At 48.4% G+C, this 16,106-nt stretch carries 14 protein-coding genes and 2 pseudogenes; 2 read left to right on the forward strand and 14 right to left on the reverse strand.

Features of this window, described 5'->3' with window-relative positions; all coding sequences use genetic code 11:
• Window positions 1–12: 12 nt before the first annotated feature.
• The 5 genes from FU659_RS01775 to FU659_RS01795 form a co-directional block, all read right to left on the reverse strand.
• Window positions 13–384 (reverse strand): YhjD family protein, encoded by a 372-nt coding sequence (locus tag FU659_RS01775; RefSeq protein WP_147945976.1) that lies wholly within the window; start codon window positions 382–384, stop codon window positions 13–15.
• Between the two features lie 142 nt (window positions 385–526).
• Window positions 527–814 carry a stage VI sporulation protein F gene (locus FU659_RS01780; protein ID WP_147945977.1) on the reverse strand — a complete coding sequence of 96 codons (288 nt, stop codon included), beginning with the start codon at window positions 812–814 and terminating at the stop codon, window positions 527–529.
• An 820-nt stretch (window positions 815–1,634) separates the two neighbouring features.
• Window positions 1,635–1,901, reverse strand: a complete 267-nt coding sequence (locus tag FU659_RS01785) for a DUF1294 domain-containing protein (protein ID WP_147945978.1) — start codon at window positions 1,899–1,901, stop codon at window positions 1,635–1,637.
• Between the two features lie 100 nt (window positions 1,902–2,001).
• Complete coding sequence (locus FU659_RS01790) at window positions 2,002–2,814, reverse strand: hypothetical protein (protein ID WP_147945979.1); 813 nt, start codon at window positions 2,812–2,814, stop codon at window positions 2,002–2,004.
• 161 nt (window positions 2,815–2,975) lie between these two features.
• Window positions 2,976–4,295 carry an alpha-L-fucosidase gene (locus FU659_RS01795; RefSeq protein WP_147945980.1) on the reverse strand — a complete coding sequence of 440 codons (1,320 nt, stop codon included), beginning with the start codon at window positions 4,293–4,295 and terminating at the stop codon, window positions 2,976–2,978.
• A 130-nt stretch (window positions 4,296–4,425) separates the two neighbouring features.
• Between FU659_RS01795 and FU659_RS01800 the strand changes: the two genes are divergently transcribed.
• The gene (locus tag FU659_RS01800; protein ID WP_261807556.1) at window positions 4,426–5,298 is read left to right on the forward strand and encodes an AraC family transcriptional regulator; all 873 of its coding nucleotides are present in this window, start codon (window positions 4,426–4,428) and stop codon (window positions 5,296–5,298) included.
• Window positions 5,299–5,350: 52 nt separating this feature from the next.
• Here the strand turns inward: FU659_RS01800 and recG are convergent, their stop codons facing one another.
• The 4 genes and pseudogenes from recG to FU659_RS01820 all read right to left on the reverse strand — a co-directional run bounded on the left by recG (window position 5,351) and on the right by FU659_RS01820 (window position 10,436).
• Window positions 5,351–7,396 carry an ATP-dependent DNA helicase RecG gene (gene recG / locus FU659_RS01805; RefSeq protein WP_147945981.1) on the reverse strand — a complete coding sequence of 682 codons (2,046 nt, stop codon included), beginning with the start codon at window positions 7,394–7,396 and terminating at the stop codon, window positions 5,351–5,353.
• A gap of 4 nt (window positions 7,397–7,400) precedes the next feature.
• Window positions 7,401–8,257 (reverse strand): annotated as a pseudogene (locus FU659_RS01810) (DegV family protein).
• 48 nt (window positions 8,258–8,305) lie between these two features.
• A pseudogene (locus FU659_RS01815) lies at window positions 8,306–10,047 on the reverse strand (DAK2 domain-containing protein).
• 29 nt (window positions 10,048–10,076) lie between these two features.
• Window positions 10,077–10,436, reverse strand: coding sequence for an Asp23/Gls24 family envelope stress response protein (locus tag FU659_RS01820; RefSeq protein WP_147945982.1), 360 nt, complete (start codon window positions 10,434–10,436; stop codon window positions 10,077–10,079).
• 338 nt (window positions 10,437–10,774) lie between these two features.
• On the opposite strand from FU659_RS01820, the gene rpmB reads away from it, so the two are divergent.
• Entirely contained in the window at window positions 10,775–10,963 is a 189-nt protein-coding gene (gene rpmB / locus FU659_RS01825; RefSeq protein ID WP_090816405.1) for a 50S ribosomal protein L28, read from the forward strand.
• A gap of 95 nt (window positions 10,964–11,058) precedes the next feature.
• Here rpmB and spoVM read toward each other — a convergent pair whose 3' ends face one another.
• The 5 genes from spoVM to FU659_RS01855 all read right to left on the reverse strand — a co-directional run bounded on the left by spoVM (window position 11,059) and on the right by FU659_RS01855 (window position 16,102).
• Window positions 11,059–11,139, reverse strand: coding sequence for a stage V sporulation protein SpoVM (gene spoVM / locus FU659_RS01830; RefSeq protein ID WP_036634233.1), 81 nt, complete (start codon window positions 11,137–11,139; stop codon window positions 11,059–11,061).
• A 508-nt stretch (window positions 11,140–11,647) separates the two neighbouring features.
• Window positions 11,648–12,298 (reverse strand): ribulose-phosphate 3-epimerase, encoded by a 651-nt coding sequence (gene rpe, locus FU659_RS01840; RefSeq protein WP_147945984.1) that lies wholly within the window; start codon window positions 12,296–12,298, stop codon window positions 11,648–11,650.
• 5 nt (window positions 12,299–12,303) lie between these two features.
• Window positions 12,304–13,230 carry a ribosome small subunit-dependent GTPase A gene (gene rsgA, locus FU659_RS01845; RefSeq protein ID WP_147945985.1) on the reverse strand — a complete coding sequence of 309 codons (927 nt, stop codon included), beginning with the start codon at window positions 13,228–13,230 and terminating at the stop codon, window positions 12,304–12,306.
• Window positions 13,230–15,341, reverse strand: a complete 2,112-nt coding sequence (gene pknB, locus FU659_RS01850; RefSeq protein WP_147945986.1) for a Stk1 family PASTA domain-containing Ser/Thr kinase — start codon at window positions 15,339–15,341, stop codon at window positions 13,230–13,232. Before pknB ends, rsgA begins: the two co-directional genes overlap by 1 nt.
• Window positions 15,338–16,102, reverse strand: coding sequence for a Stp1/IreP family PP2C-type Ser/Thr phosphatase (locus FU659_RS01855; RefSeq protein WP_147945987.1), 765 nt, complete (start codon window positions 16,100–16,102; stop codon window positions 15,338–15,340). The genes pknB and FU659_RS01855 overlap by 4 nt, the downstream gene beginning before the upstream one ends.
• Between the last annotated feature and the right edge of the window lie 4 nt (window positions 16,103–16,106).

Here is a 16,106-nt window from a genome sequence, read left to right on the forward strand (position 1 = left end):
GTATTCTTCTGCTTATCGCAATCCCTTCCGCATATTCATTAGGGTGGTCATCAGCTCTGCTTTAACCAAGCTTCGCAGCATCGTAAAATGATGGATGTAGCCTCTGACTTTGTATTCGACGTTGATGCCTAATGCATTCATTTCGGTATGAATAATTTTCATATCCCGTTTTCTCATCTGAGTCTTAATATTGTGCAGCTCGGGATAAATCGCGTTTTCAACCTCTCTGAGATAGAACAGAAGATGATTGTACACAATTTTATCCTTGTATACCTTCAGCTCCTCCATATCTCGGACTAACATATCCAGCAGGATAGGCAGCAAGGTGTATTCCTTGATGATTTGAATATCTTCTTCGGTTTCAATTCTTGAATTCACACTCATTTTCTCACCACCATAACACGAACATATATTCGTATTATCTATTATATACCGAACATGCATTTGTTATGCAAGTAGCTTTTTTTGGAAATGAACGAAATTTCTAAACAAAGCAGAAAGGGAGCTTTTCCTGAGTGCCTGAGCTTTAACGAAACATAGCCCATAGCCTAATCAGATGCAGCGTGCTCGTTGGATCAATTTTCTGGGCAACAATAAAATCAATTATAGAGCTGGTCTGGCTCTCGCTAAGCTTCTCTCCGTATATGCCTACGGCCGCCCCCAGCAACCGAGCAACCTCCGCGCGCTTTTGGAGATCAGCCTTGGTCACGCCCTGCAGCAGCACCTTGACACGTTCTTTCGTTTCCGTATCCTTCATTTTCACCTTCACACGCTCAACTAACGCTGGATCGATTTCATAATTGCGATAATGCATGGCTCTACCTCCGAAAACTCGTCATATGCCTATCTTATGAACGAACGTCCTCAAACTTGACTCGGGGTCTATAGCCAATAGGCAGATAAGATACACCTAGCCTGAAGCTAGGTTCTCTACCATTTTGTGCTAGGGGATAAATGTGCGTCAGCTCCTATGAAATCGTGACTCGGCTATTCAGAGCTTTGCAGGCATTGTGGGCAGGAGGAGATAATCGCGAAGATTGCCATGGGTATGTCCTTACTTGTGTTGTCTACGCTAACGAACCGTAGCGTCTCTATCGACGAGAAATGAGCCTCTCCATTCATCTAACGAACTGTAGCGACGCTATGGAGTCAATAATTAGTGAAGTTATGCGCTTTTACATGAAATAACGCGTCTGGAGTTCGTTAAAACGATAACTCTTTGTATTTTGATCAAATAAGGCTTGCTGAGTTCGTAAGGAGTCCCCGTCAAAAAAAGAAGGCCCTCAACATGTTGAAAGCCGAACCCGACGCCAAAAGCACGTTCGGAGTTGGATACAACGCTCAGAAGCTAACCATCTCCCCGGATCATACATAGGAAAATCTCAGGCAGCTGAGACTTTCTCGACACCCGGAGATTCTCCATGAAAAGAGTAACTAGTCATGACCACATTCATCGAAAAATGTCATCTTAAACGGCTTGATTCCATCCCAGCTTAACCCAAACCGAACCCAACGGGCGTGGATCCTGGGCGCGTATTGTATCGCCGCCGCATGGCGGCTGTCTACCCCTATATAAATTCTCTCGAAAACAAAAAAACAGCCACCGTCTCCGGTAACTGTTCTATCCCAAACTGCTAGACATAAATCGTAATAACAATAACGCACACCGCATTCAGAACGATAAGCAGCGGCATCCCCACGACGAACGAGGTATGCTTGGTTTTATGACGCCATGCCCGCATACCCAGCCAACCGCCGACACCGCCACCTAGAGCAGCCATGGTAAACAGACGCTTTTCCGGTACTCTGCGGCCTCCCTTTTTGGCTTGTCCCTTGTCATATCCCATTTCGATGAACGTAATCAGATTAATCAGCAGCATATACACGAGAAAATAAGTCAAGTTCCCCACACCTTCATTTCAAAAGAAATAGCCCCTCTCCTACTATCTTAAAAGCGAACGCGCGCAGGGTCAACTTTTATCGAACCGAAAGTGGAAGTAGTCATCTTTCCATCATTTGAATACCTTGAAACAATGTCGCCATATACAAGCTATCCGAGTTGCAATCGATGTCGGTAACCGGATAACCGAGTTTAACAGAAATCAGCGTAATTTGGTTCCGAATATAGCTGATACGGTAAAGACCCCGATCTGAGCAAACAAATACCTCCGCGCCTTTCGTTACTAAAGAAAAAAGAAATAAATGCGGAAAACGAATAAGTTCGAATCCCCCCTTCTTGTCCCCCTGCAGCAGCGCACCATCTTCCGTAACGCCCAAAATATGTCCCCGGTAAACGGCAAGTCCCGTCACCGCTTGCTCCAAAGTAAAGTCCATCCAGCTCCCCATCAATCGATCATAAACGGCTAGTCCACTATCCAGTGCGAGAATCATGTAGGCTGGATAACAAAGAAAGTCATATACCATCGCATGAGAATAGGCTGTTTTTTGCCAACCGGTCGATGATTTGCACCACAAACCGTACGGGGTTCCAGCCCATTCTTGACCGTTCACTTCTTTATATTGATAGCAGCCGAGGGCAAGCTCTGTATCATGCCACAGCTGCTGATTCATATCGAATTCAAACAGTCCTTTGTTCGCGCAAGCAAAAAGATGAGCATCCTGGACGATGAGACGGTTCACATGAATGCCTTCAGGCAGCCCGCTAAGAAGTCCCTCCCAGTCGCCTTCTTTCTGCTTAAAAAACACGCCTTTGCCCATGGGAGCTGCGACTAACGTTTCATGATTAAAAATTTTAATCGAAGAAAAATGAAATAAAAAGTCGTCCGTACCATCCTTCGGGGAACGCTGCTGCACAAAATCAGCTCCTTCTTCTCACGCAATCAATTCTTGCGATCCATAATTATCTCCCCCATCTTAATTGATAATGATTATCATTGTCAAATTTTGATTGCAGACTCACCAAAAAGCACCCTAGTACCTGGGCAACAGCCCAAATCCTAAGATGCTTTGAGACTTTAGAGCAGCTCCAATTCCACAACTGTAGCTCTCTTATCAGGCAGCGGATAGCTTGCAGACTCCGGTTTCGCAAAGCTGAGGAACGCATCATTCGGATATTGCGCAGCGTTCCAAGGTCGACTAAGAAAGAGCTCCGAACCGTCAGCCAGCAGTCTGGCTTTCTTTACTTTGCCAGCTAGCCCGCTCAGGTTAATAGGACCCACGCTTTCTTCGAACAAGTGGGCATACAGCAGATTACCCTTTTGGGTGTATCTGCCCCACTCGGGCTTCAGCCAACTGGCTTGCCCGCAGCCGTAAATGCTGTCGCCATTTTTCTGCATCCAATCTCCGATCTCCGCCAAAATGTCCAGTGACTCCTTCGGAATCTCGCCGAGCGCATTAGGCCCCACATTCAAGAGCATATTCCCATTTTTGCTGACGCACTCTACCAGCTTACGGATAACGGTAGTCGGAGATTTATATTGAAAATCTTGGGCGGCATATCCCCAGTTATTGTTCAATGTGATACAGGCTTCCCACGGAAGCGGATTGCCCTCCTCATCGGTCACACCCTGCGGAGGAATAATCTGCTCCGGTGAAGCAAAGTCACCCGAATAGCTGAGTGGATTGTTCGTGTAGATACTTCCGCCTTCCTCACCGCTTGCATCCAAGCGATTGTCTACGATGATATGAGGCTGCAGCGAACGAATCATCGCCATTAGCTCAGCCGCTTTCCACGCCTCCCCTTTCATGTGTTCGTAGGAGAAATCAAACCACATGATGTCCAGCTTGCCGTAGTTCATCAGCAATTCTTTTACTTGCCCATGCATATACTGTATATATCGCTCGAACGTCTCCGGATTTCTTGCGTAGTTCTCGTTGTTCCGCATCGGATGAATCCGATCTCCATAAGCGGGGTAATCCTCATGATGCCAATCAAGTAATGAATAATAGAGTCCGACCTTTAAGCCCTCTGCCCGAAACGCATCGATAAATTCGCGAACCAAATCACGTCCGGATCTTGTATTCATTGACTTATAATCCGTGAGAGCGCTATCAAACAAACAAAACCCGTCATGATGCTTCGCCGTCAATACAGCATACTTCATCCCCGCTTGCTTCGCTGCCCGAGCCCATGCCTTAGGGTCATAACGGACAGGATCAAACTGATCATAATACGTCTGATAATCCTCTACCGACATGCGTTCCGTACTGCGTACCCATTCTCCTCTGGCCGGAATCGCGTATAGGCCCCAATGAATAAACATACCGAATCGATCCTGCAGAAACCACTGCGTACGCGCTGTTCTTTCTTGAATAATCGGATGATGGTTCGTCATCTGCTGCACACCTTTCGTCTTTAAAATCGCTTGTAAACTTCACAGCTTTAGTCTACCAACCCTGTGCTATAATAGACAGGTACGAAACTAACCTCCATAAGGATATAATTAACATTCTCAGGTGAGCACAATGATGAATTCGCAGCAAACGACATTCCTATCGGACCTTCTTCAGAACCTTCAGATTCATATTTTGGAAGCTCATCTTACGCAGTGTACCGCTTCGTGGCAAATGTTGGATTTTACACCCGAGTATAACAAGCTGTATTGGATTTTGGATGGGGAAGGCTGGCTTAAAGTCGAGAACCAAGAACTGAATCTCCTGCCAGGGCAGCTAGGCTTGATTCCCGCTCATGCGATGCAGTCCTATTCAACGATCAGCAACCGTCCTTATTTGAAATATTGGTGCCATTTCACAGCTCATATCGGCTCTTTTGATTTATTTCAATGGTTGGACATTCCTTTATACATTGATGTACGGCATAACGAGCAAATGACGGCCTGGTTTCAAGAGCTCACTGCCCTGCATCACGAACCTTCGCTAACTTCCCGTTTGCGAGAAAAAGCGGTCCTACTTCAAATCCTTTCCGCATACCTGGAAGCGGTTCCTGTCCAGATCCTGCAAAAACGCACTGATGAAATGGACCGACTCGGCCAATTGCGGCAATTCATTGAACAGAATCTTCATAAGAGCATCACCGTGGAACAAATGGCCAAGTCCGTTCATCTCCACCCCAACTACTTGATCAAATATTTTAAAAAGCATTTTGGCATGCCTCCCGCCAAATACATGCAGCGCAAGCGCATCGACAAGGCCAAATTTCTACTCACGACCACCTCGCTGAGTATGAAAGAAATTGCCGAGCAGACCGGATATGAGGATACCAACCATTTCGCCAAAAGCTTTCGCAAAGACACCGGTTTTCCCCCTACGGAATATCGAATGAATGTGCATGGGGGAAAACATAACAGCAGCACAAAAAACGCTAGGAACAGTGACTGATCGCCATCAGTCCGTCCTAGCGTTTTTATTTCACAGAAAGCGGCGTTTAAGGTTAATCCAGCACTTCGCTTTCAAAAATTTGGGCCCGCTGCAAGTAGGCCCTGAGCGGCATGAACGAAGCCCCTGTCCAAAAGGTCGAGTCGCTCACAAGCTCTGCCGCATCATCGCGCGCCTGCTCCATGACCTCGAAATCAGCCATCATATCGGCGATGCGAAATTCCGGCAGCCCGCTCTGCTTCGTGCCGAAGAAATCGCCGGGGCCGCGCAGCTCCAGATCGCGTCGGGCGATTTCGAAACCGTCCGTTGTGTCCGTCATCGCCTTCATACGCTCCTTGCCGACCTCGGTCTTGGGGTCGGCGATGAGCACGCAGTAGGACTGGTGCTCACCGCGACCGACCCGTCCGCGCAGCTGATGCAGCTGTGACAGGCCGAAGCGGTCGGCGTCGTAAATGACCATCAGCGTGGCGTTCGGCACGTCCACGCCGACCTCAATGACCGTGGTGGACACGAGTGCCTCCAAAGTACCTTCCTTGAATGCTCGCATGATAGCTTCCTTCTCCTGCGCGCTCATACGCCCGTGCAGCAGACCAATGCGCATCTGCGGAAAGTGCTGTTGCAATTGAATGTGGACATCGATCGCATTCTGCACATCCAGCTTTTCCGACTCTTCAATAAGCGGACAAATCACGTACGCCTGTCGTCCCGCAGCGACTTCGCGTTGAATGAAGCCAAGTACGCGCTCCAGCATCGCGTGCTGCACCGCATAAGTCTTGATCGGCTTACGCCCCTTCGGCAGCTCGCGCAGCGTCGACACGTCCATGTCGCCGAAGGCAGTAATCGCCAGCGTGCGGGGAATCGGTGTCGCGGTCATCGTCAGCACATCGGGATTCATTCCTTTGCGCCGCAGGATGCTGCGCTGGTTCACGCCGAAGCGATGCTGCTCATCGGTCACTACCAGCCCAAGCTGACGGAAGTAGACGTCCTCCTGGATCAGGGCATGCGTGCCAACGAGCACGTCGATCATGCCCATCTGCAAGGAAGCGAGCAAGTCCCGCCGCCGGCGGTCGGTGGAGCTGCCTGTCAGCAGCGCAACCTGCAGGCCGTAGGGCTCGAACAGGCTGTCCAGCGAGCGCTTATGCTGCTCGGCCAGAATCTCTGTCGGCACCATCAGCGCGCCCTGGTAGCCGGCCTTCACCGTCGCGTAGAGGCCTATGGCCGCGACGATTGTCTTTCCCGCACCGACATCGCCTTGCAGCAGTCGGTTCATGCTATACGGCTCCTGCATATCATGCAGGAGCTCAGCCACGACCTGCTTCTGCGACTCCGTCAGCTGGAAGGGGAGAGCGCGCACGAAGGCGCGCACAGCAGGCAAATCCACCTGCTGCTTCAATCCGTCCACGCGACTGCGTGTCACCGCGCGGTAAGCCTGCAGCTTGAGCTGGAACAGGAACAGCTCCTCGTAGACCATACGCCTGCGCGCCTGCTTCCCTTCCTCCACGCCGCTTGGCGTGTGGATGACGGCCAGCGCCTTGCTGCGCGGCATAAACCCATACCGGATCGTTATACTCTCCGGCAGCACTTCACTGATCATGGCGCTGTACTGCGTCAGCGCCTGCTGAATGACCTTACGCATCCATTTTTGCGTGATCGAGCCCGCAACCGAATATACCGGCTGGATCGTGCCGGTATTCGAATCGTTTTGTCCGGGAAACTCGGAATCGGACACACTCATTTGCCTGCGCCTGCCATCCCACTTGCCGGTGAGAATAATTTCCTGCTGCGGTCGCAGGCGATCCTTCAAAAAGTGGCGGTTGAACCACACCGCCGTCAGCAGAAAATCATCGACCATCACCTTGCAGGATAGCCGAGATTTGCCGCTGTAGCGCTGAAGTACCGGCTCCCCGATGATGAAGCCTTTTACTGTAACGCGATCCCCGTCCTTCACACCTGCTAAATCCCTGACCGTGTAGTCCTCATAACGGAACGGCACATACTCAAGCAAATCCATAACGGTAAAAACGCCCATGGCGTTCAGCTCAAGCACTTTCTGAGCACCGACACCATGGACTCCCCGTACTTCACATTGATTTAAATCCATCGCCCTACACCGTGCTAACGAACGCTGCAATCGTACCAGGACCCGCGTGTGCGCCAATAACAGGACCAAGCGTAATATAGTCCGCATTCTGCACCGCAAAGTGCTGCATAACCGCCTCGCGCAGTTGTTCCGCGCCTTCCAAGTTGTTTGCATGAGCAATATGTAAGGTTACTATGTTGCGTCCCGCTAAATCGATCCTGAGCAGTTCAAGAATACGTGCTATCGCTTTCTTATGACCGCGAACTTTATCAATGGCCGCTACTTGGCCATCCCGATCCAAGGAAAGAATCGGCTTAATATTAAGCAAGGAACCAAAGAGCGCGGATGCTTTACCGATTCTTCCGCCTTTTTGCAAAACTCTAGCGTATCTACGAGAAAATAAATGTAAAAGTTCTCTCTCAGGGTTTGCACAAGGTGCAATATCTGATCTGCACTTTGTCCCTCACTTGCTGCTTTCGCAGCAGCTACAACAAGTGCGCCAATGCCATAAGAAGCCGAGCATGAATCCACCACATGGACCTTGCCCGCTGAATCTTCAAGCATGTTAGAAGCTAGCAGAGCGGATTGATAGGTCCCGCTTAGCGTCGAGGCTAGATGAATGGAGATAATTTCCGTATCCGGCTCTTCGAGCAGCTTCTCATACAAGCTCAGAAACTCTGCCGGAGACGGCTGTGACGTTCTCGGAAAATGAGTGGATGCCTGCAGCTTCGGATAAAACTCTTCCGACTGCAAAGTCACGGTATCTAAATAATCCTCATCACCAAAATGAATCTTAAGCGGCACCATCTCAATATGAAGCTCCTGCCTGAGTGCCAATGGGATATCGGCCGTGCTATCCGTTACGATACGAATATGTTTCAACAGGACTCACTCCATTTCCTATTTTACTCCATGCCTGTACCTGTTTTCTTATTCGACAGAGAACAGGTAGGCATACAAAGGCTGTCCGCCTGGATGAAGTTCTACTTCGATTTGGGGATAAAGCACCTGGATGAAAGCCTCAAGCTCCTCGGTTTCTTCTTCCGAAGCATCTTGACCGGTGAGGATCGTCACGATCTCACTGCTTTCCTCAATCATTTCTTCCAGCAGCTTTTTGCAGGCGTCAAGAAGGCTCGACTGCGAAGACACAATACGGCCGTCTTGGATACCGATGAAATGTCCCTGCTTGATATCCATGCCATCCATGTTCGTGTCTCGCACAGCATAGGTCACTTGGCCCGATTTAACACGTGCCAGAGATTCATTCATGGCTTCCGTATTCGTCTTGGCATCGGCCTTCTCTTGGAAGGCAAAATCGCCGCAAGACCTTGCGGTATCGATTTGGAAGGAATCACAATAAGCGTCTTACCCTCTACGAGCTCGGTCGCTTGCTGAGCAGCCAAAATAATATTGGAGTTGTTCGGTAATACATAAATGGTCTGTGCATCAATACTGTTAACCGCTTTGACAATATCTTCTGTGCTTGGGTTCATCGTTTGCCCACCGGACAGAACGACATCCACACCTACACTGGATAATATATCTGTAATTCCATCACCAAGCGCAACGGCGACGAAGCCGTAAGCCTTACTTGGTGCCTGCACGGCTAACGTCGGGGCAGCAAAGGATTCCGGAGCCTCGTATCCTTCCGCCATATCTTCTAATATATGTGAATGCTGATCGCGCATATTTTCGATTTTGATACGACTCAAAGCACCGTAATTCATGGCTTGGTTCATAACTTCACCCGGATATTCCGCGTGAATATGAACTTTCACTAATTCCTCATCAGCCACAACGAGAAGAGAATCGCCGAGCTTGCTCAATTGGTCGCGGAATCGGCCTTCATCAAATGTGAGTCCTTTGACCTTGCCCGGAGCAATGGTGAGCATGAATTCCGTGCAATAGCCAAATTCAATATCCTCCGTGGCGAGATGCGCTTGTGCAGGCATATGAGCATGCACTTCCTTCGCCAAATTCATCCCGGGAACGAGCGAAACCTCACCGATTGTCGTATCCATGGTTGCGTAATCGTCGGTCACCTCACAATCACCTCCGCTTAACGCAGCTACGAAGCCCTCATAGACGCATACGAGTCCTTGCCCTCCAGCATCTACCACACCCACCTGTTTGAGCACAGCGAGCTGCTCAGGCGTTCTGGCGAGCGCCTCTTTAGCCTTGGTCAGAACTTCCTGCATAAAATCAAGATGATCTCCTCCGCGGCGGTATTGTACCGCATGCTTAGCCGCTTCTTTGGACACGGTTAATATCGTTCCTTCAACAGGTTTCACCACTGCCTTGTATGCGGTCTCTACGCCTTGCTGCAGCGCAGCCGCGAATTGCTGTACATTCACGCTCTCAAGATCATGCACATGCTTGGCGAATCCACGAAACAGCTGTGACAAAATTACCCCTGAGTTGCCTCTGGCGCCCATTAGTAAACCTTTGGACAATGCATCTGCTGCTTTCCCAATATGAGAGGATGGCTTCTTCTTCAGTTCCTCACAACCTGCTGTGAGTGTTAAATTCATGTTGGTGCCGGTATCTCCGTCGGGTACAGGGAATACATTTAATCCGTTAACCCTTTCAACATTCCTGCGAAGGTTATCCGCACCCGCCAAGACCATAGCAGTGAAGTCATTTCCATTTATTGAAATAAAGCGCTTACTCAAAGCAATTCTCCTTCCCAGTTACCGGGCTTTTATTTAGCTACACGAACGCCTTGAACAAAAATGTTCACATCATCCACATGAAGCCCCACAACTTCGTTCAAAATATATTTAACTTTGGTTTGAACATTGCCTGCGACTACGGATATTTTGGTTCCATAGCTGACAATAATATAGAGATCAATTTCGAGTCGTCCATTTTCCCGACGCACTTCGACACCGCGGCTTAAATTATCTCGCCCCAAAAGTTCCGCTATTCCGTCTTTCAGCTGTTTTCTCGTAGCCATGCCAACAAGTCCATAACAATCTAACGCGGCGGATCCGGCCAGAGTTGAAATCACTTCATTGGTAATATACACTTTTCCATACTCGGTTGTGAGTTCAATTGCCATTATCTAACAACTCCTTCAGGTTCTACGTCGGCAAACACTAATCTTGTAAGCATTCCCTAGCCCGCTTTGCTAAAGCAATAAGGACTTCCCATTGTATTCACTATGTACGGGATTGTGGGCTACTCTTCATTGTACTATAACACACTAAATAAATAAACGGCAAAAATGCAGCCAATTCGTTGACTCGACTCCTTTTGCTATGATATTATGTCTAAGTGTGTTTTTGCTGGTTATATCATGAATCGCAAGAAGCAAAGTCTAAATTTGAGGAAAGCTGTCATGTCAAGCTTAGGCTTGCCACCCATGCTGCTTTGTATACTGCGAAGGAGGTGTCATACATGTCTCGCAAATGTTTTATCACAGGTAAAAGTCCAGGTTCCGGTAATCACGTGTCCCACGCTAACAATAAAAACAAGCGTACTTGGGGAGTTAACGTTCAAAAGGTTCGCATTCTCGTTGATGGTAAGCCTAAACGCGTTTACGTAAGTACTCGTGCATTGAAGTCCGGTAAAGTGGCTCGCGTTTAATTGCAGCTGCGGATACGCACACTTTCTTATGGAAAGACAAAAAGCACCTTATCGGTGCTTTTTTTGCATTTCTGGGGGGTCAAGTATGTGTTTGCCTAGTTCTTACTAAATGTATTAAGTACGGCTTTAACGAATCCACCCAAAAACCTTGGTAGCTTAATTGTGTAGAACTTCATTCTCTACCCCTCCTTCAAGTTTTCGCCCGAAAACTTACAGCGTAAGTGTAGGCTTAGAGCTTTCGCCCGAAAACTTACTTCATAAGCATAGGCTTCATAGGTTGCATGACTGCTCCTTAGCATCGTTACAACAGTATATGCCCGGACCGCGAAAAAGTACCTTCTATTTTACTTTTCCCATCCATTCGCTTCCAGAAAGCAAAAAAAGCTACAAGAGCATAGCGCTCTTGTAACTATATGTATGCGGCTTCTATGTCGTTATGCCCGCCTGCGTGTAAAGGGCAAAAGCTAAACTGAAAATAAAATATAAAAGAACAGACAAAACAATAAACCACACGCGAAAGCTCAATTGCTCAAAACGTCGAAAAAATCGAATCCCTGCGTAGAGAGCGGCAATCGAGAAAATAAACTTGGAGAGATCATGTATATTGGCGTAGCATGTTAATAGTATGGCACAGAGGATGCTGTAGACAAAAAGCCATAAAATGTTCAAGTGCTGCGTTCCCCTTTATCCGCGTATTCGCTGAATCGCATCAGCGCGATCAGACTGTCCGAATACAGCATTACCCGCTACCAGGACGTCTGCTCCCGCTTCTGTCACTAGACGAGCCGTAGCCTCATTAATCCCCCCGTCGACTTCAATATGAAGCCCATGGAGCCCCTTGGCATTCGCCTGCTCACGCAGCGCCCGAATTTTGTTCAGCATGCCGGGAATGAAAGCCTGTCCCCCGAATCCGGGATTGACGGTCATAATAAGCACAAGGTCCAGCTGTTCATCCAGCACATGTTCAATCAACGAGATCGGAGTTGCCGGATTCAACACGACCCCCGCTTTGACACCGTTTTGTTTAATTAAGTGCAGCGTGCGGTGCAGATGCGTGCAAGCTTCCACATGGACGGATATTAAATCCGCGCCGGCCTTGGCGAAGTCAGGAATGTACCGATCCGGCTGCTCAATCATCAGATGAACATCAAGCGGCAGCTTCGTAATCGGCCGAATGGCCTCGACAACAAGCGGACCGATGGTGATGTTAGGCACGAAATGACCATCCATCACGTCCACATGAATCCAATCTGCTCCGCCATGCTCTGCTTCTTTAATCTCTTCGCCAAGCTTGGCAAAATTTGCTGATAAAATAGAAGGTGCTATGTATACCATCAGCCCTAATACCTCCTCTTACGATCCTTAATTTCTGTTAAAAATAATAAGTAATGATCATAGCGAGACGCCGCAATCGTTCCCTCGGCTACCCCGTCGCGTACTTTGCAGTTCGGTTCATGCAGATGCAAACAGCCTCGAAATCTACATCCTTCAGCTATCGCAGCGAATTCCCTGAAACAGCTGCCAAGACCTTCCGCTTCCACTTCCATGAAATCCAGCTGGCTGAATCCAGGCGTGTCCGCAACAAGTCCTCCGTTTGGCAAAGGAAGCAGTTCAACATGGCGCGTAGTATGCTTTCCTCTACCAAGCCTCTGAGAGATGGCATTGGTTTCCAAGTTAAGCCCGCTAATCATTTCATTGAGCAAGGATGACTTGCCAACGCCAGACTGTCCAGCGAACACGCTCACTGCCCCGTCCAAATGCTGCAGAATCGCTTCCACGCCCTCTTGCAGCTTAGAACTCGTCTTCAGTACCGTATATCCGATTTGCTCGTACAGCTCCGTAATCCGCTTCAACTCGGAAACAGTCATTTCCTTTGCTAGAGAACTGTCATCCTCCGTAAGCAAATCACTTTTGGTAAAACATAACAGAACATCAATGCCCGTATTCTCGATATGCACAAGAAACTTATCTAAAAGCTGTAAGTTAAGAACAGGCTCAGTAACCGAGAAAACGAGTACAACAACGTTCACATTGGCAATCGGAGGACGAATAAGCTCCGAAATGCGAGGAAGGATTTCGGTAACCGTCCCTTCCCCGTTCTCGGTTTCTTCGTACATGACACGATCCCCGACGAGCGGCGTTATGTTCCTATTTTTGAAGACACCTCTGCCTCGACACGTTATCGTCTTTGTTTCATGAAGCACTGCCCCTTCGGGCAGCACATAGTAATAACCGCTTAATGCCTTAACGATGTATCCTTGTGGCATTAATTTGTGCCTCCAGTTGCAGGTTTAGAAGAAGCGCCGCTTGTTTGGCCCTGAGTGTTGCCGCCGACCGGAATAGCCGGGGCGTTGTTTTGCTGCTTCGGCGATGTGGAAGGGGCTAACGAAGAACTCGGCGAACCGGTTTTGCCATTCTTTTGATCCAAATAATCTTGGTATGTACGCGTAATCGAATTGACCAAGTTATCGCCTTCTTTGATCAAAATAACCGCTTTTTTCTCCGGAGAAACAATGACTTTCACATCTAGATTTTGAGGCTTCGTCACTTTTTCTGTCTTGTATTCGAAATTCTCGTACTGCGCATCGCTAACTACAATCTTAAACTCCGAATCCTTGCCTTCTACTGTAGGTTTAACCGGTATGCTAACTGTTAATTGACCGGCTTCTTCCGGGAAGCCATCGCTGATGGCCAGAGAAAATTCCGTATTCGTGCCTACGGAAACATCCTGATTTTTCCTAAACGGAAATTGATCGATGACTTTGCCTTTTGCAACCTTGTAACTCTTCTCTCGTGTAATGCCGTTTACGGCCAGCTTGAGATTAAGCTTGGTCAGCCTATCTTTGGCCTCCGCTTCGGACAAGCCGACAAGATCAGGCATTTTAAACGTTTCCTTCGCTTTACTAACCGTGAACGAAATCGCAGCCTTCTCCAATTCAAACTCTTCGCCGGCAGGCGGTGTCTGTTTGAGAACGGTGTCCGGCGCATCCTCCGTTGGTACTGGCGTGATGTTAATCTGATCATTGTTGATGCCAAGGGCCAACAGCTTTAGCCTCACATCTTTTAGCGGCTGCCCAGCATAGTTGTCCATTTTAATCTTGGGTATGCCCTTGCTGACGTAAAGCGTCACTTTGGTGCCGACATTGAGCCTCATTCCGGTAGGATTTTGACTAATGACGGTATCCTTGGCCAACTTGCTTTCCAAATCATATTCAATCGTAGAACCAAGCTTGGCTGCTGTCAATTCTGCTTGAGCTTGGATTAAAGGCTTGTTGACAACATTGGGAACCTCGACAGTCTCAATGGCAAACATTCCTTTGACATACCCTACCATGTACCACATCGCGCCTAGAATCATCAAAAGAATAACGATCCAAACGAGCGGCTTGATCCATCCCTTGCTCTTCGAGGGGATTGGCTCTTCGCGTGACAAGGTTTTCTCAATCTCTTCGTCATCGAACTTTACAAGCTGATCAGCTCTTATCGCCGGCATCACCAAGGTCCGTTCTTCATCCATCCCATCAGCATCCCAGAATGCAACCTTGGCCTCATTCCTTCGGTCTGGATTCAAACAAGTATCCAGATCCGCCATCATCAGCTTAGCCGATTGATAGCGCTCATCGGGTTTTTTCCGCATAGCCTTCAAAATGATGTTTTCCACACTCTGTGGAATAAGCGGATTCGCTTTGCGCGGATCCTCTACATCCTCTTGCAAATGTTTAAGGGCCACGGAAATCGGGCTTTCCCCAAGGAAAGGCAGTTTGCCTGTGAGCATTTGGTACATCACAATACCCAGAGAATACAAGTCAGATTTCTCGCCGGTATTCGTCCCTTTGGCATGTTCAGGAGAGAAATAATGCACAGAGCCGACGACGGAACCAGTTTGTGTGATCGTCGAAGACGTGGCTGCACGGGCAATACCGAAATCAGTCACTTTAATACGACCATTTTTACCGATGAGAATGTTGTGCGGCTTGATATCGCGGTGAATAATTTCGTTGTGGTGAGCATGATCGAGGGCGTCCGCGATCTGACTCGCGTAATGAACCGCATCCTCGACTTGCAGAGGAGCCTTCTCCTTGATTAAATCATTCAAGGTCGTACCTTCAATGTACTCCATGACAATATAATGTACATCTTCTTCTTGTCCTACATCATAAATACTGACGACATTAGGATGAGAAAGAGATGCGGCTGCTTGCGCCTCTCTGCGGAAGCGACGAATAAACTCTTCGTCATGGACATACTGCTGACGCAGCACCTTCACGGCTACTTTACGATTCAGCAGCAGATCATGCCCTTTGTAAACCAAAGCCATGCCGCCTCCGCCGATGCGTTCCAAAATTTCATAGCGGCCACCCAGCTTTCTACCGATCAATTCTCATCACCCCTTTGCTCATCCGATTTTTTATCATGTGTAAATAAGACAACCGTTACATTATCATCTCCGCCTGCATCCAGCGCACTACGTATGAGCTGGTCAGCTGCGTCCTCAAGCTTGTTGTTTGTATGCAATATTTTAAGAATTTCGCTGGCATCCACAAGTCCACTCAGACCATCCGTGCAAATTAAAATCGTTTCTTCCGGACGCCATGTAAATTCATAAAGATCCACTTCTACGCCTGGCTCTGTACCAAGCGCGCGCGTGATCCAATTACGTCTGGGATGATGATCTGCCTCTTCAATGGTAATTTGCCCGTTCTTCACAAGCTCATAGACCAAAGAATGATCTTCCGTTAACTGTGTAATTGATTCGCTGGTAATTTTGTAAGCACGGCTGTCGCCGATGTGTCCGATGATAAGAAGCTCTTGCGAAGCAATAATGGCAACAACCGTCGTCCCCATACCATGATAATTTTCTTGCTGGGAGGCAAACTCATAAATTTTCTCGTTTGCCTTCTCAATCGCTTCTTTCAGCACTTGCTTGCAAGCTTCCGCGGACATTCCACCATGGATCGCCTGCAGCTGTGCCTCAATCACTTCGATCGCCATTGTACTAGCAATATCACCGGCTTGATGTCCCCCCATGCCATCGGCTACGATTGCCAAGGAAAGGCCATTCAGCTCATGATGAATGGCGGCACGGTCCTCGTTGACTAAGCGGACCTTGCCGATATCGGTACGGCTCACCATCTTCATCCCG

It is taken from the genome of Paenibacillus sp. N3.4, assembly GCF_008017805.1.
Classification (GTDB): Bacteria; Bacillota; Bacilli; order Paenibacillales; family NBRC-103111; genus Paenibacillus_E.

What these genes read in the sequence shown, in the direction of transcription:
- FU659_RS01775 (WP_147945976.1), bottom strand. Translation starts at nt 384, where the DNA reads ATGAGTGTGAATTCAAGAATTGAAACCGAAGAAGATATTCAAATCATC.
- FU659_RS01780 (WP_147945977.1), bottom strand. Translation starts at nt 814, where the DNA reads ATGCATTATCGCAATTATGAAATCGATCCAGCGTTAGTTGAGCGTGTG.
- FU659_RS01795 (WP_147945980.1), bottom strand. Translation starts at nt 4,295, where the DNA reads ATGACGAACCATCATCCGATTATTCAAGAAAGAACAGCGCGTACGCAG.
- FU659_RS01800 (WP_261807556.1), top strand. Translation starts at nt 4,426, where the DNA reads ATGATGAATTCGCAGCAAACGACATTCCTATCGGACCTTCTTCAGAAC.
- recG (WP_147945981.1), bottom strand. Translation starts at nt 7,396, where the DNA reads ATGGATTTAAATCAATGTGAAGTACGGGGAGTCCATGGTGTCGGTGCT.
- FU659_RS01820 (WP_147945982.1), bottom strand. Translation starts at nt 10,436, where the DNA reads ATGGCAATTGAACTCACAACCGAGTATGGAAAAGTGTATATTACCAAT.
- rpmB (WP_090816405.1), top strand. Translation starts at nt 10,775, where the DNA reads ATGTCTCGCAAATGTTTTATCACAGGTAAAAGTCCAGGTTCCGGTAAT.
- spoVM (WP_036634233.1), bottom strand. Translation starts at nt 11,139, where the DNA reads ATGAAGTTCTACACAATTAAGCTACCAAGGTTTTTGGGTGGATTCGTT.
- rpe (WP_147945984.1), bottom strand. Translation starts at nt 12,298, where the DNA reads ATGGTATACATAGCACCTTCTATTTTATCAGCAAATTTTGCCAAGCTT.
- rsgA (WP_147945985.1), bottom strand. Translation starts at nt 13,230, where the DNA reads ATGCCACAAGGATACATCGTTAAGGCATTAAGCGGTTATTACTATGTG.
- FU659_RS01855 (WP_147945987.1), bottom strand. Translation starts at nt 16,102, where the DNA reads ATGAAGATGGTGAGCCGTACCGATATCGGCAAGGTCCGCTTAGTCAAC.